Source organism: Anaerotignum neopropionicum, from assembly GCF_001571775.1.
GTDB lineage: Bacteria > Bacillota > Clostridia > Lachnospirales > Anaerotignaceae > Chakrabartyella > Chakrabartyella neopropionicum.
This window is the reverse complement of sequence record NZ_LRVM01000001.1, coordinates 267,501-287,168: the sequence shown is the minus strand read 5'-3', so window position 1 is coordinate 287,168 and position 19,668 is coordinate 267,501. Positions and strand designations below refer to the sequence as shown.

Here is a 19,668-nt window from a genome sequence, read left to right as displayed (position 1 = left end):
ATTATTGCAATGAATGAATTAGAATCGGCGCAAGCTCAAGAAGTAATGGAAAGCTGGTTTCGCCAGGTAACCACTCCCGGTTCCAGGCTTTTGAGTCATGGCGTTGTACCAAAGATCGAACCCAAATTTGTCAGCTGCAATTTTGAAGAAAAAACCGTTACCCTCTCGTTTGATGTTTTAGAATGGGAATTGAACCCGCAAAATGTCATTCATGGCGGCATCATTGCCACTGCCTTTGATACAACCTTAGGGCTTCTTTGTCATTATTTCACAAAGCCCCAAGTGGTGATTACGGTAAGTTTAAATACCACCTACCACAAGCCTATTTTCATGGGCGATGCCTTTTACATCAAGGCAAAAATGGAATTTCAAGGGGGCTCCTTATGCAATATTACGGGAGATGCGTGGACACAAAACAATTCTGTTTTGGCGGCAAGTGCCACCGCAGTTTTTAAGGCCCTCAGAGAAATGCAACATAACCCATTAGTATAGGAAGGAAGACTTACTTATGATTGGCAATCAAAACTTAAACCAAGGGGATATGGAGACTTGGTTTTCTCAAATAAACGCACCTGATTTTTATATGCGAAAAATGGGCATCTTGACTTTATTAGATCCCCGATTAAAAGAATGCAGCTTTGAAAAAAAAGAGCTGGTTTTATCCTTTGACGTTAAGGACTGGGAATTAAATCCAGAAGGTGGATTGCATGGCGGTATCATTGTAACAGGGTTTGACATGACCTTTGGCTTATTATGCCATTATTTTGAGAAGCCAAATATGGTTTGTACTGTAAATCTTTCCACCACGTTCATTCAGCCCGTTCTTCCTACGGATACCGTGGAGTACCATGTCCGCATTATTTCCCATGGCAAAAATATGGTCAGCATGACAGGGGAAGCGCGATTAAAAAGAGAGAATATCCTTGCGGCAACGGCTGCAACCACGTTTATGATTTTAAATAAGCAAATAGAGGTGCCAAAATAATACTTTGGTTGGAAAAAGCTGTCCACAAACCTTGGACGCCGCCCTCTCACTGCCCACGATAGGGCAGACAGCGAAGCTGGCTTTTGCGAAGCAAAAGTGATGACCTCTCACTGCCCAAGATAGGGCAGACAGCGAAGCTGGCTTTTGCGGAGCAAAAGTGATGACCTCTCACTGCTTTTTGTAAAAAGCAAGACCAAAAACTTATGTACAACCCGTATATTCATGGGGTTTATAACGGGTCAAAAGGGCGAAACCCTTGTGGGTGCTTGAGAGCAAAGCCCTCAAGGTTTTGACTTTATCGAAAAAAAGGTGCAGACTTTAATAGCCCTCCAATAAGGATGTTTACGAAAATTATAATTGTTTAACGCACAGCCGAACAATTACCGATGAATTGTAAATAATCTTTATTGGAGGGTTTGCTTTATGGCAAAGTTTGAATTTAAGTACACTGAAATTGATGGGTTAAATATCTGCACATTGAGCAGATGCTTTTGGCATTCCATTACACACCCATGCGGTTTATGGACTGGCTTTTAGAGCGATATTGTTATATGCATTTTTCAAAAGCACTTCCGGAGTATATTGAATATCTTCAAATAATAGGGTTGGATACCTGCTTTGGCAGAGTTACTCAGGAGTTATGCCGGAGATTTTATCCCAAGTGATTTTTCATATTAAAAAGGGTGCACAGGCTGAAATTTCAACTTGTGCACTCTTTTGTGTTAATACCTTATTTCGTTTTTCTCACGCCATGTTCGTCGACTTCATAGCCGTCAATCTTTGTGCTTCGAGCAAGAGAACCGTCGGTGTTAAAGTAATACCATTTACCGTCGAATTCATGCCATTTACAGAATATCATCAGGCCATTTTTGTAGTATATAGGTACTGTCCAGCATCGTTTTGCGACCAGCCCTGCACTGGGGCAGAATTTATGGTGAGCTTAATTAACGGTACAACATTAAAGTAATTTGCGTTTTGTTTCTTTGATTGTTGTTCCCTTTCTAAATTCATTTTTTAAGCAAAATAATGCAATATAGTGCTAACAGGAATCTCTAATTGGATATTAGAATCCTGCCAAAGTAGAGAATGTTCCTTTGCTTTTATGGTTTTCCATAACCCTTTTTGTAAAAGGGGTGCAAACAGCGAAAACTCCAGAAGTTGGCTCATATCCATATCCAGTCGATTTCCGTTATCAAGTTCAAGGTGCAGCAGCCAGTTTTTTTCTGATGTAACCCTGTCTATTTTCGCATCCTCACCAAATTTCACCCCCATTTTAAATAATCCTGCCAACCTGTCTATGGAAAGCTCAACGGTAGAATTGCCACCCCAACGAAGACAAGTATCCTGCACCTCCACAGAGTTCCATATCGTTTTATCCTTGAGTGGACAAAACTGCACAGTTTCCAATTGCGTTGACATATCTAAAAATAAACGATTTCCGTTGTTCATAATGATGTCCAGCGTATAATCTTCTCTTGGAACAGCGCTTTGAAAACAAACAATCATAAATAACTCTCCTTTCAAAAAAATTCCCTATACCTAAGTATAGAGAATTGATTCTGAAAATGATATTAGCCAAACGGCTAATTCTTTAGGATATTAAGTTCCTGTGCTTTTTGTACCGCCCTAATTTTATTGTTGACATTAAGTTTTCCATAGATATTCTCCAGATGCTTTTTAATACTCGAAACTGAAAGATAGAGTCGTTGCGCCATTTCCCGCTGTGTCAGCCCCTGCGCCAGTAAATACAGCACCTCTATTTCTCGATTAGTCAATTCAACCATGCAACCCTGTGACGACTTCAAGTTCTCATTGCATCGCTCGCAGAGCCGTATCAATCCCTCTAAATAGCACTGGTCAAGCTTTTCACTTTTCTTCAGTTCATTGAGGATGGGCAAAACAGATTCAGCGTTTTCAGCAAATGGTATCATGATTCCGTCCGATTGAGCCTCAAAAAGTGCAGGAAGAATTGCGTTTATGCCTGCCTCCATACCATAAAGGTTATATTTTGCCGTTGCGGAATAAATTGAATTGTATAACAAACTGAGCTGATTATGAAAGACGGAAAAGCCTGCATCAAAACTCTCAGAGAGAATTTCAAGCTCTATCCAATTTTTTGTTAACATGATTGCTTTTCCATAAATAATATAAGGATAGCCCATGCCACGCAGCATTAAAGTTCTGGAACCGATATCCCCACTGCGCAACCATTCGGGTATCAAATCAGGAAAATTCAAGTAGCCATATAAATATCCTTCACACATATCAATGGTTGCATTATAAATAATGGTATCTTGAAGATTAATTTTTTCTTCTAAATCCAAAAGAAATTTTCGCATGATAGCAACCTGCTCTTTTGCGTCGGAAAAATTCCCCTGAAGTAAGCATAGCCTCATTATGGTAAAATATGCACATAAAATGATGCTTGTTTGTCCCATTGTTTTTGCTTTATAAGTTGCCTTTTTGGCAAACATTTCTGCGTTTTGGAAATCACCTATTTCTAAAGCATATTCCGCCTGTGCCACAAATTCACACCCTGTACCACAGCCGTCAAATACCTTAGGCGGAAATCCTGCTTGAACATAATCAACGGTTTCTTTCAGCTTTCCTGCTTCACGATAATAGCTATAAAGGAAGTGGGGTATTCCAAAGGTGAATATATCGTTTCTCAAAACAACAGTGGACACTTCCCCCGCACCCAGTAGCTTTTCAGCTATTTGTGAAAGTTTGACCATTTTATCTGCGTCGTTGACCACAAGAAATATCTTAACAATATTAATTTCACCAAGTATCCGATTGCGCAATTTCTCCGAGATTTTTTCTGTGTGGCTATAATGGTTCTCTAGGACAGTAATTATCTTTACACTTTCCTCAGCTTGCGTTTTTTCACCGCTGAGAACAAAGCTGCGGGCAAAGTGTAGCATCGGAAAAGGATACTTAACATACCACCCGCTTGGCAATTCCTGATAAATCTTTTTCAGCAAATGAACCCCAATAAACCAGCTTCCTATATTTTTAATTTTGTTAATACGATTAAGAAGCTCCTCAAGCTGTTCTGCACGGTAATAATAATCAAAAGCAGAAATGGTTTCACCCTGCTCAAAAAACCACTTTCCTGCACAATGATATACCATACGCATATCGATATTATCTTTGATAACCTTATCTCTGAGAAAATCCAGAAGAACATTATGCAGTTTATAAACTCCTGTTTTCCCATCATATTCCACAAAAGCATTCTGTGCTAAAAGTCGTTCAATAATTGGGGGGATTTTTGGATTTTTTAAAATTTGCACTGCCTGGGGAAGGGTAAATGTATCCAAAATAGATAGCTTCAGAAGAACTTCCTTGACTGAATCATCAAAAGTTGAAAAAAGGTTGTCGCTTACAAGCTGAGTAATATTCGAAACCTCTGTCAAAGGCAACCCTTTTTTTATTCCCAACATAAGCAAATAAACAGCGGAAATCCAGCCTTCGGTATAGCTGTATATTTTTTCAATATCTTGAGGAAGTGCACAAAAGCCCATTAAATCTAAATATTCCTTTATTTCCTGCATAGTAAAGGATAACGAATCTGTATCCAAATAGTAGCATAGCCCTTTTGATATTAAATTCATGTGATTGAATTTCGGTCGGGTACGCGTAAGCAGTAAAATATGTAAATTAGGAATTTCTTCTTCTGCCAGCAGCTCAATTAATGTGCCAAGCTGTGTACTCTGATTGATTAGATGATAATCATCAATGACGAGTACAAGTGGTGCTTCATTTTTTAAGTTCCAAAACAAATCTATAATTGCTACAGTTTGTCTTACATCTATCGGAAAACCCAGACGTTCAAGATGCTTGCCGAATTCCGGATAGAGTCTGCCAACAGACATTGACAGCTTATTCCAGAATATCATTTCGTCACCATCACAACCAAGCAAGGGAATCCATATGGTCCGTAAATCTCGTGCAGTCAAATATGTGCGCACAGAAGTGGTTTTCCCATATCCCATAGTGGCTGAGACGATGGTGAGTGGGTAATTGGTCAGATTGTCCAAATCCTCTTCCACCCTTTGACGCCTCAGTATTTTGCTTTCCTTCAATCAACATCCCCCTTTCTCTTAAAGTATTTCCTTTATTTAAACATGTATAACTAAATAGTTATTTCCCTCATGCTTTGTGTACTACAATTACTATATTATACATCTTTAATCAAAATTTTTCTATTGTAAATTGCAAGCTCTTCTGGGATACGGTAGGAGGGAGTACCGGAATAGGAAAAGGTGAAATAAATCATATGAACAGCAACTTTGTTAAATACAAAAAAACAGCACTTTTCCCATAAAAGCAAAATGCTGTTTTTTTGTATTTGTTGATTATCGTTCTATCTTTATTTCCATACCCGAAAAGCATGGAAGTTTGGAATGTCGGTTACTTTGTTTTTCTTACACCTTTTTCATCCACTTCATAGCCGTCGATTTTTGTGCTTCTAGCAAGAGAACCATCGGTGTAAAAGTAATACCATTTGCCGTCAATCTCAAGCCACTTACCGGATACCATCAGACCGTCTTTCATAAAGTAATAGGTCTTGTTGTTTCCGTTTGCACCAAGATCCCAAAAGCCGACTAACATTGTCTTACCGGAATAAAAACGCCAGTTATCGCCGTCCTTGACCCATCCGGTTTTCAGCGTACCATCGGTATTGAAGAAATACTTCACACCGTCGATGGTCTGTGTACCGGTGAGGGCCTTGCCGTCCTTATAGTACAGATACTGTCCGGTGTCATTCAGCGCCCTGCGCTGTGTCAGCGTTAATGGTAAGTTTAATGTAACGGCTGAGCATGGAGGAAACCTCCGCACGAGTGGCATTTCCTTTGGGATTAAACTTATTGTCACCGCCGCCCATCATAATGCCAGCCTGCTGCATGGCCTTTACAGCGTCTTTATAAGCACTGCCAATGCTGGAAGCGTCTGCATAAGTTGTAGCTTCACCAGTAACAGGGAATGTATATCCTGTTGCTTTCCCATAGTTTGCAAAGATCACCGCAATTTCCTCACGGGTGATCGCTCTATCAGGCGCAAACTGGTTGTCACCGATGCCCCGAATAATACCTTTGCTGTACGCCCATTCAACATATGGACGATATGCGCTCTCCTCATTGACATCTGTAAATCTATTTGTGGTGTAAGCCTTCGCATCCGCTCCTGCCAATTTGCCAAACGCTGTTACCAACATGCCCCGCGTCATAGGAGAATCAGGCGCAAAGGTAGTTTCCGTCATGCCCGAAACAAGGCCTCTGCCTACCACATATTCAATGCTTTCCTTGCCCCAATGGGAGGAAATATCCGTAAAATTTTCTGTTGGCGCGGTATAACCGATGCCGTACTGTGAAAAGTGAGTTGTGGTGAAAATAACACTGCCGCTGTTTGCATCGTAAGCAGAGCCTGCAATGGGAGTGGCGTTGCCCTTTTCGTCTACATACACGGCATACAGACCGTCAACTACTTCATTCTTGCCCAGCGTATACGGGATAGATACCGTTGCAACGCCACCGCCAAAGTTTGCTACGCTCTTACCGCTTCCATAACCCACAGTGATGTCATATACCGGTCTTGTGCCAATTAATATTTTTGCCGCATCTGAAAGGTTTGTCTTCGGAGCAATGGCAATATTTACGTTACCACTGCTCTGCTTCTGGATTTCCATCAATGCCGTTTTGTCAAAGCTTACCTTTACAAGGGAGCCGTTGATTTCAAGGCTGCTTACCCCTGCACTCACAAGGCTATCCAGAGAACTGCGTGTGAGAACTGCCGTCAGGGAAGATGCTCCCTTTGGCATAATTATGTTCAGCTCCACAGAAAATTCATTTGCAGTTTTCCCCTGTGCTTTTGCGTCAGCTTGCGCTTTCGCAATCGCGTCGGTTACTGTTTTATCCGGAATAGATGCACTTGCAGTGCCATTGGCCCCTGCTGTTGCTGTTACCGGCTGATTTGGCTTCTTTTCCGGTGTTGTGGTTGATGTTGAACTTCCGCCCGAGGAGGAACCTCCGCCATTGCTGCCGCCGGATTGCTTGGTAAACGTCACGGATAACACGCCGCTGTCTATCATGCCCGTTTTTACCGCAATCGCCTTGACGGTCGTGGTAGACGTCAACGGAAAGGGTGCGCTGTACAGGGTACTGGTCGTTGTTGGCGTGCTGCCATCTGTGGTGTAGTAAATCTGCACACCAGCCGTCTGGCAAGAGAGTATCACGCTTTGACTTCCTTTAAATGTGCCGCCGTTTGGCGAAGCCGCGGGCGTTTTCACCTGAAACAAAGGCAGAGTCACGCTGTCGATTATGTTGGAGCTGGCATTATAGCCCGGCTTTGCCGCCATGCGCTTATAGCCTGTGATGCTATCGCCGGACTGGCAGCCGGTTTTGGTGTTTTCTCCGCTCCAAGTTGTGCCGTTAAAGCTATACTCCGCGCCTGCTGTTGCAGGAATCGTTACGGTGTAGCTTGCATCATCTACACTTTCATAGGTCAGTGTAAATGCAGACGGCGCGCTCTGATCCTGGTTTGCCGTATTGACGGTTACGCTAGTCTCTGGGGATGCGTTATATGCTTCCGTTTCTTTGAGGCGAATAGACAGCATTACCTCCTCAACGCTGTTTGAAGTAAAGATTCTTGTTTGAGAATATCCGCCGTTGTTAAATTGATATTCCGCGCCCTCAACCTCTGTGATAGTCACGGTTTTGGGAAAGTCGCTTTCGCTCACGGTATAGTTCAGTGCCGGAGCCGAACGATCATTCCGCTTTTCTATGTTGTAGGTTACACCGGTTTTTGTACCGGTAAAGCTGCCGATGCCCGTCAAGGTCAGCGTTACGGTTCCAGCATTTGTGCCTGCACTGGTGTCTGTGCCGTCTACGCTTGTAGCTGAAACGGTATAATCCACATCCTTCTCAAGCGCTTGTTTACCAAAGATAACTTCCAAGGTAGGGAGGATGGGACTGCCAGTGTAGGTATAGGTATTTTCATTGAGTGTTACCAAGACACCCGCAATATCACGCGTGATCAGGTATAGGCCGCCGTCGCCAGATTGCGTACCACCCACATTTTGAAGGATGGGCAGTTTGCCGTTTACTGCCGTCCAGATACTGGTATCGGCAAAGCATCCGTCAATGGTACCGTCCGCTTTGATTTGGGCAGCGCTTATATCTTCGCCGTTTATGTTATCTGCCGCACCGTCGCTGATGGATTGGGGTACACCATTTACCTTAACCGTCATACTAGAAAATGCCACGTTGTCAGAAAGTGGATCACCATAGGGAATGTAGCCCACCACACGGCCGACATCACTACTACCATTGACGCTTGGATTCAATGCAGCACAACTTGTCGCACTGCCGTCAACATAGCCTGCCACGCCGCCGACATAATTTGAGCCGCTAACCGCACCTGTGGCATAGCAATTTATCACACTGCTGTTGCATTGGAGTTGGCCTGCCACACCGCCGACATAATCTGTGCCGCTGACCGTGCCCGTTGCATAGCAGTTTGTTACGCTGCCATAAACCAGACCCGCCACGCCGCCGATATTGTATTTGCCACTGATCGAGCCGGTTACATAGCAATTTGTTATACTGCCAGAAACATAGCCTACCACGCCGCCAACATTCGTACCTGTGCCGCTGACCGCGCCGGTTACATAGCAATTAGTTACACTGCCAGAAACATAGCCTGCCACGCCGCCAACCTCCGAACCTATGCCGACAATGCTGACCTCCTCAAGTCCAAGGTTTTGCACCGTGCCGTCTCTTATATAACCGAACAGACCTGTGTAATTCGCCGTGCGTTTGATATAAAGCCCGGTGATTTTCTTGCCGTTTCCGTCAAAGCTTCCCTTGAAGCAATTGGCAACGTCCCTTCCCATAGGTATCCAGCCTTTACCGCTGTTCCAGTTTTTCCCGTAGGCAGAAAGGTCAAGGTCAGCAGTGAGCTTATAATATTTGTCATTGTAATTTGTGTCATCTGCATTTACCAGCTCTGCCAGCTTTGCAAGCTGTGCCGCCGTGCTGATTTGGTATGGGTCACTGTCTGTGCCAGCACCAAGAAAGTAAGTGCTGCTGCCGCCTGCAAGATGGGGTGGCAGGGCAGCGTTCTGCGTACCGCCTACATTTTTCAGGATAGGCAGCTTGCCATCTTCAACCGTCCAGATACTGGTGTCGGTAAAGCGGCTGCCGATGGTACCGTCCGCTTGGATTTCGGCGGCGCTTATATCTTCACCGTTTATATTATCTGCCGCACCGTCACTGATAGTTTGGGGTGCACCGTTTAACATAACTGTCATGCCGGAAAATGCCCCAGTGTTAGAAAGTGTGACTTCACCGGCATTTTGACCCAGCACACGCATGACAGAGCCTGTGCCGTTGACGCCTGGGTTCAACGCTGCACAGCTTGTCACACTGCTGCTATCGCCACCACTGCCAATGACGCCGACCAAGCCGCCTACAGTTGCACCACTGACCGCACCGGTGGCATAGCAGTTTGTCATGCTACCGCCAAGCAATCCCACCACACCGCCGACATAAGCACCTGTGCCTGTGACAGCACCTGTGGCATAGCAGTTTGTCACGCTGGCATCGGCAACCATACCTGCCACGCCGCCGACTCTCACGCTGCCGCTCACTGCACCGGTGGCATAGCAGCTTGTCACACTAGCATTGATGTTAGCACCGGCCACCACACCACCGGCAATTCTGCCACTGACAGTGCAGGTGGCATAGCAGTTTTTCACACTTCCATCAGCAGAGCCCTCCACGCCGCCGACATAGCCCGCCACGCCGCCGACATAGCCGCCTGTATTGCTGACCGCACCGGTGACATGGCAGTTTGTCACACTGCCGGTATCAATTTTTCCTGCCATGCCGCCCACATAATCTTGGCCAACAAGGCTGACCTCCTCAATTCCAATGTTTTGCACCGTACCGCCTTTTATATAACCAAACAGACCTATGTAATTCTCCGTGCCTCGGTTGATATAAAGCCCAGAAATTTTATGGTTATCTCCGTCAAAGGTTCCCTTGAAGGTTCTGTAGTCCGTGGTTCCAATGGGTATCCAGCCTTTGCCGCTATTCCATCCTTCGCCATAGGCAGAAAGGTCAAGGTCAGCGGTAAGCTTATAATACTTGTCATTGTAATTTGTGTCGTATGCATCTACCAACTCCGCCAGCTTTGCAAGCTGTGCCGCCGTGCTGATTTGATAGGGGACTGTTTCTGTGCCCTCACCAAGAAAATAGGGTGCGCTAGTATCGTTCGCAAGGTGGGGCGGCAGGTCAGCACTCTGCGTACCGCCCACATTCTGGAGAATAGGCAGCTTGCCGTTTTCAACCGTCCAGTCGTTGGTAGTGGTGAAGCGGTTGCCGATGCTACCGTCCGCTTGGATTTCGGTGGCACTTATATCTGCACCACTTTTATTATCTGCCGCATCGTCACTGATGGTTTGGGGTGCACCATTTACCGTAACCGCCATGCCGGAAAATGCCGCATTGTCGGAGAGCGTACCTTCATCGACAATGTAGCCCACCACACGACCAACATCGCTGTTCCCGATTACACTTGGATTCAGCGCAGCGCAGCTTGTTACATTACCAGTAATGGCCCCCGCCACGCCACCGACATAACCGTCTATGCCTGTGACGACACCTGTGGCATAGCAGTTTGTCATGCTGCCGTCAACATAGCCCGCTACGCCACCGACAGTACCGTTGCCGCTAACCCCACCTGTGGCATAGCAGCTTGTCACACTGCCATCAACCCTGCCCGTCACGCCACCGACAGCAGTTGTGCCGCTGACCGAACCTGTGGCATAGCAGTTTGTCACACTGCCGTCAACCGTGCCTGCTACGCCGCCGACATGAGTGTTACCGCTGATCCCACCTGTGGCATAGCAGTTTGTCACACTGCCGTAAACATCTCCCGCTACGCCACCGACAACATTTGTGCCGCTGACCGCGCCCATAGCATAGCAATTTGTCACACTGCCGACACTTGCAATTGTACCTACCACGCCGCCGACATTTTCGTTACCGCTAACCGAACCGGAAGCATTGCAGTTTGTCACACTGCCGTCAACCCTGCCCGCCACGTTGCCGACATTATTGCCACCGGTGATGCTTACCTCTACAAGCCCAAGGTTTTGCACTGTACCGCCGTTTATACGTCCGAACAGACCTGTGTAATCCTCTGTGCGGTTGATATAAAGTCCTGTAATTTCATTATCGTTTCCATCAAAACTTCCCTTGAAGGAATTATTTAACGTCCCAATGGGTACCCAACCTTTACCGCTGTTAAAGTTTTCACCGTAAGCGGAAAGGTCGAGGTCGTTCATGAGTTTTAGTGATACTGTGGCTGTGCTGTCGCCCAGCAAAAAGCTTTCCAATCTGCCGTCGTTTACCAGTACGGCAATTTCTGCAAGCTGTGCCGCCGTGGTAATTTCCAGTGGGCTCGTGGAGGTGCCGCTACCCGCCATAAGCCTCATCATCCGCTTTACAGCAGGAATGTATACGGTGATGCGAGGCGATTCCACATCTTCAGCAAGGGTATAGTCTTCGCCCGGTTTCGCGGTGAACACATACAGCCCAGTTGTTGGAGAATCAGAGTCATAGTCGTGGTCGGCTTCCCATGTTACTGAGATTTGGACATTTTCCCCCTCCACTGTACCGGTGAGTTCCGACGGAAGCTCCGCCTTTGTGGTGTTCTGCCAGCGAATTTCATCTTTTAGCTCGTCAAAAGCGGTGATTGTGCCCGTAGCCGTCGCCTGACCCACTGTTATGGTGATGACAGGTAACTCGCTACTAACTGTAAAGCCGCTAATTTCGGCAGTATAGACATACACCCCTGCCGCATTCCCGTCATAGTCCGGCGAAGCCGTCCATGTGACCGGCACTTGGACAGTCATTTCCGTATATCCAGTATCGGATTCTTCCTGTACTAGGTCTACGGCTTCCTGATCAGATGCGGAAGTGTCCTCATGTTCTGGGGATATTTCCTCTTCGGGAGCTTGCTCCTGCTGTGTGCCCTCGTCAGCTGGTTCTTCCTGTGCAAGCGTTACGGCTGCTCCAGTAGCGACCTGCTCCTGCTGTACCGAATTACCGGAATCCTGCGCCTGCTGGCTTGCGTCCGTTTCAAGGCGTACCGTAGCCGTCAAGGTTTCAGGCAAATCCAAATCTTCAAACGGTGTACCAAGCGCTACCGTTTGTATTACTGTCCCATCCACTAATTTTTCGAATGCAGTAATCTCGCCGCTTGTTCCAGCGGGCAAGTCTTCTGCTGCTGCCGTTATAGGCAGCATTCCCAGTACCATGACAACGGACAGAGCCATTGCCAAAAGCCGCCGGGATGGTTTGTGTTGATTCATATAGTTTCCTCCTCATTCTCCTGTTTTTCTGTTACCTCAAAGTCCTACGCAAAGTAACGGAGTATCGTGTTTATGGGTAGCTTCAGCCGGAAAAATTTCGTTGAAAAAGAGTAATCGTAAGAATATCGTCCGCCGCGAAAACAGTGCTTTGAAATGTTGCGATTAAAAAACCACTCCTTTCCGGTAAGGTAAATTGGCAAAGCAATTTTTATTTTCAAAAATAAAAAATTTCCCTATACCTAAGTATAGAGAATTGATTCCAAAAATGATATTAGCCAAACGGCTAATTCTTTAGAATATTAAGTTCCTACAGGTAAGGAATATTTATCCTATAAGCAAAACAGCTTCGGTCTTGGCTTTTCCTCTATTCTGGAAACCGCAGAGCGGTATGATGGCCTTTACAAACTGCATTTTTTGCAGTAAGATGAGCACATAACCATGAACCTTGACAAATGAACATCGTATCCCGCAATGCAACGTGAGCATTGGGCGAGCGACGAGCCGAAGGGCACTGACGGAAGTTCATTTCCAGCGATACACCTTGCGGCTGTTACTGCTGTGCGGTACAGCAGAATTGCAATAACCCCAATGATAATTATGATACTTCTGCCATGGCGGCAGGTCTGAAAGACGGCAACACGCATCACCCCGGTTTGAGAAAGAATCAGGGGCGGCTGTTATGGGATTTGCGTAACCGGCAAATCGGCATTGTGGACTGGAAAACCTTTTTAATACGCATTTATTATTTGTATGAATGTCTAATTTTTAAAAAGAGACAGCCGGTTCCAAGGGAATAGTATGTTCATTTGTAGAATAGAATTGTGACCGAATAGCTCTGTGTGATTTTTGGCACGGAGCTATTTTTACGTCCATTTGAGAGTAAGAGTCAAAACTGCCTAAAAAGCTGACACCTGAAATCGTGCGGGAGTTTGTTGAGAAGATTGTGGTGCATGAGCGTTCCGAGCCATACAAGAAGAAAAACTATACCCAGCAGGTTGATGTCTATTTCAACTTTGTGGGCAAGGTTTAAGACAAGAGAAAAACCGTAGGACTTGAAATCCTACGGCAAATCTTAAAAATTGAAAACATCCTTATTGACATGGGACTTTGTCCGCACCCTTTTTTTACTGTTTTTTCACAATGGGAAGCCAAACCTGACTGCGGTAATTCGCTGCACTTTGATCTCCCTCATAATAAACCTCTATATCCGGCGCCGCTGCATATTCGTAACCCGATGTGGGAAGCCATTCTGTAATGATTCTTTGCTGCAAACTTTGTATTGCATGGGGCATAGGGCCAACACAATCAAAGATTGCCCAAGTTCCTTGGGGAACAAAATACTCCTCCATCCCCTCTGCGCAAGGCTGCTTCGTTGCCGCGGCAATATAATATCCGCTAAATTCACCATTGTCACAGGTGGAAACACCTAATATCCCCTGGGGCTCTGTCCCATCTACCAAAGTACAAACCTTCTCAATGCCGCCCTTCGCAGCTACCTCCTGCCAAAAAACCGGCACCTTTTCTAAGCAATCCTCCATTGTCATGGGTTCCTTTAGGGCATAGCCTGCAATTCTGAAGCCTTCCTTTGTTTCGATTCTGAAATTCATTGCCTCATCTCCTTTTATTGATAGAGTAAAGGTAATGCGTGGATAGACCGTTAAGGAGACCCCCTCGTTTTTTGCCGCCGTGGGTGCCATCCCATGAATTGCCTGAAATGCACGGTTAAATGCCGTTGGCGAATCATACCCATATTTTACTGCAATATCAATGACCTTTTGACCACCCTGCAGCATTTCAAATGCCGCCAAGGTCATTCTTCTTTTTCGGATATAATCTCCTAGGGTTACCCCTGCAATATAGGAAAACATTCTCTGAAAATGAAAGGTAGAGCAAGCTGCAATTTTTGCCGCTTCATCCACATGAATTACCCTATCAAGATTGTTCTCTATATAGTCCACCGCCTGGTTCAGTCTTTGTATCCACTCCACATTCCTTACCTCCTATGATAAAAGGATAGCATTTCCTTTTTTCCTTTTCCTCTCTAATCTGAAACAGAAATTGAGAGCTTACACTCACTGTATCACAAAAGGTTTTTTCCAACAATATTAAAATTTTTTTTGCATTACGCCGATTCCACTACACCCTTACGAATACGAATTATGATTTCACAGCCTTCTTCGTTCTGCGAATCCTCGTATACCACATCCATACCGCTGCGACGGATCACCTCAAGAGATTGCTTAATAGTATTGGTAAACAAACGAAAATCAGTAACAAAGCGTTTTTCCTTACGCTCTCCTTTTGGCGTATGCTTATTTCGCATTTCTTCCAAGGTATACTCCACCAAGTCCTCTGTCCGTTTTACATTCATTTCCTCACGAATCATCTGCGCCATTACCACCAAGCGGCTTTCTTCATCAGGCAGACGAAGCAAGGCTCTTGCATGACGTTCTGTGAAGCTATGATCCAAAAGCTCTTTTTTTACACTTTCCTCCAGCTTTAAGACACGCAGCTTATTTGCAATAGCCGATTGGCTTTTAGAAAGCTTTGCCGCCAGCTGCTCTTGGGTCAAGCCATAGTCCTCCATCATGTTGCGATAGCCCTCGGCCTCTTCCAAAAAACTAAGATTTTGCCGTTGAATATTTTCAATGAACGCCAATACTGCACTATCGCTGTCATTTACTTGCACAAATAAGGCGGGAATGGTTGTAAGCCCTGCCATTTGAGCCGCACGCAAACGGCGTTCCCCCGCCACCAATTCGTAAAATCCTCCACTCATTTTTCGCACGGTAATGGGCTGCAATATTCCATATGCAGTGATGGACTCCGCCAACTCCTCCAAGGCAGTCATATTGAAATACTTTCTTGGCTGGTATGGATTGGGGCGGATTTTTTCAATGGGTAGCTGATAAACTGCCTTTTCTTTTTTCAAACGCATTTCGGGAAATTTCAAAACCTCCATATGTATTTCCTCCTTTTTTATTCTATGGAAACCGCAATACCTTTACAAATCTACGGCATTTTTCTTTTTTTTCATTTTATCACAGGAAACCCATTTGGGCAGAAAAAGAGTACAACAAAATCACTGTGGCCTCGACAAAAAGACAGCGCAACAGACACAAAAAGCTCGAAGCTTTGGAGATATTGGCGGAGGTTGTGAAAAAGAGATGGGGTAATTTCCTTTTTATGTCAAAATTTTTTAAATAAATACTACATATACTGCTTTTTTTGACATTCAAATACTATATATTGAAAGTGTATTTTTCCATTCAAAGAAAAATTTATAAAGATTTTCTTGTTTTTTTCAATAAAAATTTAATTTTTGAACTTGTTGAAAAACAATAACCATTGCTATGACTTTATGAATTTGATTTTTATAGGAATAAAATCCTTATCAAAAAAACATTTCCCAAGAAATTCCATGGCGAGAGCAAATTTAAAATTCTCCCGGCTTTGCCGTCTGCCCTGTCTTGGGCAGTAAGGGTCATCACTTTTGCTTCGCAAAAGCCGGCTTTGGCGTCTGCCCTGTCTTGGGCAGTGAGGGATCATCACCAATGTTTTATACCATTACATATGTCAATCATTTTTTAATTGAAAACAATACAAAGCCTTTTTTAAAAAAAATTTAAGGGTCTACTTTGCCATTTTCCCAAAAAATGATTTTAAAAACCTTTGTTTCCAAAACACCCTCATTTTTTTATTTTGGCGAAAAATAAAAAAGCCTTTTTTTGCAAGGCAAAGCTTTTGCCAAGTAATTGGGCTTTTTTTAAGGTGTGTGGGAACAACCCACACAGGCCATATATTGTCCACCTTATCATTTTAAGGGGTTTTTTGTAATTTTACCTGCTTTTCTGGGATATGCTTTTGGCGTAGAAGCTACCTTTTCGATAAAAACAAGCTTATGGGATAGCTCCGTAAACGGAATGGCAACGTCAATCACCTCTGTCACCCTGCCCCCAAGCTTCCCTAAAGCACCCTCTGCTGCGGCGATTTCCGCCAGTGCATCCGGGCCTTTTAAGGCTGCCAGTTTGCCGCCTACCTTTACAAAAGGCAGACAATATTCCGCCAACACAGCCAAATTCGCCACCGCACGGGATACACAGTAGTCAAACTGCTCCCGATACATGGGGTTTTGCCCACCATCCTCCGCCCGCGCATGGACACAAGCAACATCCGTCAGACCCATGGCCTGAATGGCCTCCTCCAAAAAACCGATTCTTTTTTGCAAGGAATCCAATAGGGTCATAGAAACCTGAGGACAGACAATTTTCACGGGCAGACCGGGAAAGCCTGCACCCGTTCCCACATCTATTATTTTCGTGGCGTCCCATAGCTTTAAATAAGGCACAAGGCTTAGGCTGTCAACAAAATGCTTTAACACAACCTCGCGTTCCTCCGTTATGGCGGTTAAATTCATTTTTTCGTTCCATTCCAAAAGCAGGGACTGATACGCCATAAACTGGTCTGCCATTTGTGGGGAAAGATGAATTTGCATCTCCTCACAACAGGCTTGCAATAGCATTTTATTTTCCATAAGCTACTCCTTTTCAATATAATTTATTTTCCACTTGCCAAAACGGTTGGGTTCAGCCACCATTTGAACAAAAATCACTTCGGTATTGCCCTCGTCATTTTTACAAGTCAACGCTACCGTTCTGATTTCGTTAAAAATATCATCCGAAAAAAAACGCAGCAGCTTTCTCTCGCCAAAAAAGTTTTTAATTCCCTCAAAATCCACCATAGTAGCTGCTGATGTAGAAAGATAGCCCATCGCCTCGTCTTGATGATCCTTTTCTAAAGCGTTCAAAAAGGAACGCACCGTTCCACTGGGATTTGGCAATGAAAAAAAAGGGCCGCCAATTGTTTTAAAACAGGAATCCTCCAAAGGAACTCTTCTTTTTGGCAGAAATACTTTTCTGTCTTTATTGGGCTTTTCCATTTCAGAGCCCTCCCAAGGCAGAAATAACTTCATGAAACCGCCTCCTTTCTGAATAAAAATCAAGACCGTGGGGCTTTGCCCTCTCACTGCCCATGATAAAGCAAACAGCGTAACAAAAGTGATGAACAACCCCACTTGCTTTTTGTAATAAACAAGACGAAAAACTTTTATTTGAAACCGCATAACTATGGGGTTTCAGGGGGATTGGGATATAAACTTTCATTTTACCCATTCCCCTGCAAAAACGAATGGTTTTGCATGTAAAAGTTTCGCTCAAGCCTTTTCAAAGGCTTGCAGGGTTCGGGATAGCATCCCGAGAACTTGCCCTTTCTGGGTTCGGGATAACGTCCCGAGAACTTGCCCTTTTTTGCTGCTCTAAATAAATAAGCAAAACGGAAATATCCGCTGGCGATACCCCAGTAATTCGGGAAGCCTGCCCTAGTGAGCTGGGATGAATTGCATCTAGCTTCTGCTGTGCCTCGATGCGCAGCCCTTGAATACTCTTATAATCCATGTCATCCCCTAGCTTACGGTTTTCCAGCTTCTTAAACTGCTCTACTTGCTTTAATTGCTGCCCAATATACCCCTCGTACTTGATCTGGATATTTACCTGCTCCTTCACTGGCTCTGGCAAATCGGGTCTTTCCCCATCAACGGGCGCTAGCTTTTCATAGTCCAATTCAGGCCTTTTGATCAAATCCGATAGCCTTACCCCGGATTTGATGGCCGAGCTTTGATATTTCTCCAAAATTTCCAATGTTGTTTCATTGGGTGCAATGGTTAAGCCCTTTACACGCTCAATTTCCAAGGCAACCAAGCGTTCCTTCTCCCGTAATGCTAAGTAACGCTCCTGGGAAATCAAACCGATTTCGTGTCCAATGGGCAATAACCTTTGGTCCGCATTGTCCTGGCGTAACAGCAAACGGAACTCCGCACGGCTTGTCATCATACGATATGGCTCTTTGCTCCCTTTGCTGATTAAATCGTCAATCAGTACACCGATATACCCATCGGAACGCTGTAAAATAACAGGCACTTCTCCTTGAATATAGCGCGCCGCATTGATCCCACCGATTAACCCCTGGGCCGCCGCTTCCTCGTATCCCGAACTGCCGTTAAACTGCCCCGAACTAAATAAACCCTTATACTCCTTAAATTCCAAGGAAAGCTTTAATTGTGTGGCATCAATGCAATCATATTCAATGGCATAGGCAAAACGGGTAAATTCGCAGTGCTCCAATCCGGGAATGGTACGATACATGGCAATTTGCACATCCTCAGGCAAGGAGGAGGACATTCCCTGTATGTACATTTCCTCTGTCCCCTCGCCTTCCGGCTCGATAAAAATCTGATGGCGGTCCTTATCGGCAAAACGAACCACCTTATCCTCAATAGACGGACAATATCTGGGGCCTGTCCCTTCGATGACACCGCCAAACAATGGGGAACGATGCAAATTATCCCGTATTACTTGATGGGTTTTTTCGTTGGTATAGGTCAACCAGCATAAAAGCTGTTCTCTTTTAATATCCTCTGCTGTATTTTCAAAGGAAAAGGGAACGATATTTTCATCCCCATATTGAGGTTGCATTTTCTCAAAATCCAAGGAACTTTTCAATATTCTTGCCGGTGTGCCCGTTTTAAAACGATACAGACGGATGCCCATATCCTTTAAATTTTCGCTTAAGTGGGTGGCTGGCATCAAATTATTAGGCCCACTGGGCACAATTACTTCACCATGCAAACAACGCCCATGCATAAATGTACCCATGCAAAGAACAGCGGCTTTACAGCGAAAGATTGCTCCAGCAGCAGTCACAACGCCCGAAACCTTGCCATTCTCCGTCAAGATCTCTGCAATCTCCCCTTGATAAATCCGCAAGTTTGGCGTTCTTTCCAAGGTAAGCTTCATTTCCGCCTGATATTTTACTTTGTCCGCCTGGGCACGCAAGGAATAAACTGCAGGACCTTTCCCCGTATTCAACATTTTTGTCTGAATATAGGTTTTATCAATCGCTTTCCCCATTTGCCCGCCCAAAGCATCGATCTCTCTTACCAGATGACCCTTGGAGCTGCCGCCAATGGACGGATTGCAGGGCATCATGGCAATGCTGTCCAGACTGATGGCAAACATTATGGTTTTCATGCCCATTCTTGCCGCCGCCAACGCCGCCTCACAGCCTGCATGGCCGCCGCCGACAACAGCAACATCGATGGTTCCCGCCTCATACATCATGATTAAAACTCCTTTATATCGCAAAGGGAAATCCCCTCGGTTTATTTTCTATTCTCAACCTACTATTTTAGGATAAGTTCGCTAAATAAGCAATGGTTTCCGGGCAATTCCGTGGGAAAAAATTT

General features: G+C 44.9%; 13 protein-coding genes. 4 read left to right on the top strand and 9 right to left on the bottom strand.

Annotation, left to right across the window (positions count from 1 at the left end):
• Nucleotides 1-9 precede the first annotated feature (9 nt).
• The 3 genes from CLNEO_RS01385 to CLNEO_RS16835 all read left to right on the top strand — a co-directional run bounded on the left by CLNEO_RS01385 (nucleotide 10) and on the right by CLNEO_RS16835 (nucleotide 1,952).
• On the top strand, nucleotides 10-492 hold the full coding sequence (locus tag CLNEO_RS01385; protein WP_066083711.1) for a PaaI family thioesterase: 483 nt from the start codon (nucleotides 10-12) through the stop codon (nucleotides 490-492).
• A gap of 16 nt (nucleotides 493-508) precedes the next feature.
• Nucleotides 509-985, top strand: a complete 477-nt coding sequence (locus CLNEO_RS01380) for a PaaI family thioesterase (protein WP_066083710.1) — start codon at nucleotides 509-511, stop codon at nucleotides 983-985.
• Nucleotides 986-1,625: 640 nt separating this feature from the next.
• Nucleotides 1,626-1,952, top strand: a complete 327-nt coding sequence (locus CLNEO_RS16835; RefSeq protein ID WP_066083709.1) for a hypothetical protein — start codon at nucleotides 1,626-1,628, stop codon at nucleotides 1,950-1,952.
• A gap of 47 nt (nucleotides 1,953-1,999) precedes the next feature.
• Here the strand turns inward: CLNEO_RS16835 and CLNEO_RS01370 are convergent, their stop codons facing one another.
• The 4 genes from CLNEO_RS01370 to CLNEO_RS01355 form a co-directional block, all read right to left on the bottom strand.
• A complete protein-coding gene (locus tag CLNEO_RS01370; protein ID WP_066083706.1) occupies nucleotides 2,000-2,491 on the bottom strand; it encodes a DUF2442 domain-containing protein in 492 nt (163 codons plus the stop codon).
• A gap of 77 nt (nucleotides 2,492-2,568) precedes the next feature.
• Nucleotides 2,569-5,073 (bottom strand): helix-turn-helix transcriptional regulator, encoded by a 2,505-nt coding sequence (locus CLNEO_RS01365; protein WP_066083704.1) that lies wholly within the window; start codon nucleotides 5,071-5,073, stop codon nucleotides 2,569-2,571.
• Nucleotides 5,074-5,401: 328 nt separating this feature from the next.
• Nucleotides 5,402-5,830, bottom strand: coding sequence for a hypothetical protein (locus CLNEO_RS15210; RefSeq protein ID WP_157723445.1), 429 nt, complete (start codon nucleotides 5,828-5,830; stop codon nucleotides 5,402-5,404).
• Nucleotides 5,754-12,368, bottom strand: coding sequence for a GLUG motif-containing protein (locus CLNEO_RS01355; RefSeq protein WP_066083700.1), 6,615 nt, complete (start codon nucleotides 12,366-12,368; stop codon nucleotides 5,754-5,756). Before CLNEO_RS01355 ends, CLNEO_RS15210 begins: the two co-directional genes overlap by 77 nt.
• A gap of 892 nt (nucleotides 12,369-13,260) precedes the next feature.
• Here CLNEO_RS01355 and CLNEO_RS16585 point away from each other — a divergent pair.
• Nucleotides 13,261-13,398: a DUF4368 domain-containing protein gene (locus CLNEO_RS16585; RefSeq protein WP_157723472.1), complete on the top strand. Its 138-nt coding sequence runs from the start codon at nucleotides 13,261-13,263 to the stop codon at nucleotides 13,396-13,398.
• A gap of 94 nt (nucleotides 13,399-13,492) precedes the next feature.
• On the opposite strand, the gene CLNEO_RS01345 is transcribed toward CLNEO_RS16585, so the two are convergent.
• The 5 genes from CLNEO_RS01345 to mnmG all read right to left on the bottom strand — a co-directional run bounded on the left by CLNEO_RS01345 (nucleotide 13,493) and on the right by mnmG (nucleotide 19,543).
• Nucleotides 13,493-14,356, bottom strand: coding sequence for an AraC family transcriptional regulator (locus tag CLNEO_RS01345; protein ID WP_066083692.1), 864 nt, complete (start codon nucleotides 14,354-14,356; stop codon nucleotides 13,493-13,495).
• A gap of 134 nt (nucleotides 14,357-14,490) precedes the next feature.
• Nucleotides 14,491-15,330 carry a nucleoid occlusion protein gene (noc, locus tag CLNEO_RS01340; RefSeq protein WP_242864140.1) on the bottom strand — a complete coding sequence of 280 codons (840 nt, stop codon included), beginning with the start codon at nucleotides 15,328-15,330 and terminating at the stop codon, nucleotides 14,491-14,493.
• A gap of 852 nt (nucleotides 15,331-16,182) precedes the next feature.
• Nucleotides 16,183-16,902 carry a 16S rRNA (guanine(527)-N(7))-methyltransferase RsmG gene (gene rsmG, locus CLNEO_RS01335; protein ID WP_066083690.1) on the bottom strand — a complete coding sequence of 240 codons (720 nt, stop codon included), beginning with the start codon at nucleotides 16,900-16,902 and terminating at the stop codon, nucleotides 16,183-16,185.
• 3 nt (nucleotides 16,903-16,905) lie between these two features.
• Entirely contained in the window at nucleotides 16,906-17,340 is a 435-nt protein-coding gene (locus tag CLNEO_RS01330) for a hypothetical protein (RefSeq protein WP_066083688.1), read from the bottom strand.
• A gap of 250 nt (nucleotides 17,341-17,590) precedes the next feature.
• A complete protein-coding gene (mnmG, locus tag CLNEO_RS01325) occupies nucleotides 17,591-19,543 on the bottom strand; it encodes a tRNA uridine-5-carboxymethylaminomethyl(34) synthesis enzyme MnmG (protein ID WP_083531789.1) in 1,953 nt (650 codons plus the stop codon).
• Nucleotides 19,544-19,668 lie beyond the last annotated feature (125 nt).

Bases quoted from the DNA above. Each gene is read 5' to 3' on its own strand.
- CLNEO_RS01385 (WP_066083711.1), top strand. From the start codon at position 10: ATGAATGAATTAGAATCGGCGCAAGCTCAAGAAGTAATGGAAAGCTGG.
- CLNEO_RS01380 (WP_066083710.1), top strand. From the start codon at position 509: ATGATTGGCAATCAAAACTTAAACCAAGGGGATATGGAGACTTGGTTT.
- CLNEO_RS16835 (WP_066083709.1), top strand. From the start codon at position 1,626: ATGCCGGAGATTTTATCCCAAGTGATTTTTCATATTAAAAAGGGTGCA.
- CLNEO_RS01370 (WP_066083706.1), bottom strand. From the start codon at position 2,491: ATGATTGTTTGTTTTCAAAGCGCTGTTCCAAGAGAAGATTATACGCTG.
- CLNEO_RS01355 (WP_066083700.1), bottom strand. From the start codon at position 12,368: ATGAATCAACACAAACCATCCCGGCGGCTTTTGGCAATGGCTCTGTCC.
- noc (WP_242864140.1), bottom strand. From the start codon at position 15,330: ATGGAGGTTTTGAAATTTCCCGAAATGCGTTTGAAAAAAGAAAAGGCA.
- rsmG (WP_066083690.1), bottom strand. From the start codon at position 16,902: ATGGAAAATAAAATGCTATTGCAAGCCTGTTGTGAGGAGATGCAAATT.
- CLNEO_RS01330 (WP_066083688.1), bottom strand. From the start codon at position 17,340: ATGAAGTTATTTCTGCCTTGGGAGGGCTCTGAAATGGAAAAGCCCAAT.
- mnmG (WP_083531789.1), bottom strand. From the start codon at position 19,543: ATGATGTATGAGGCGGGAACCATCGATGTTGCTGTTGTCGGCGGCGGC.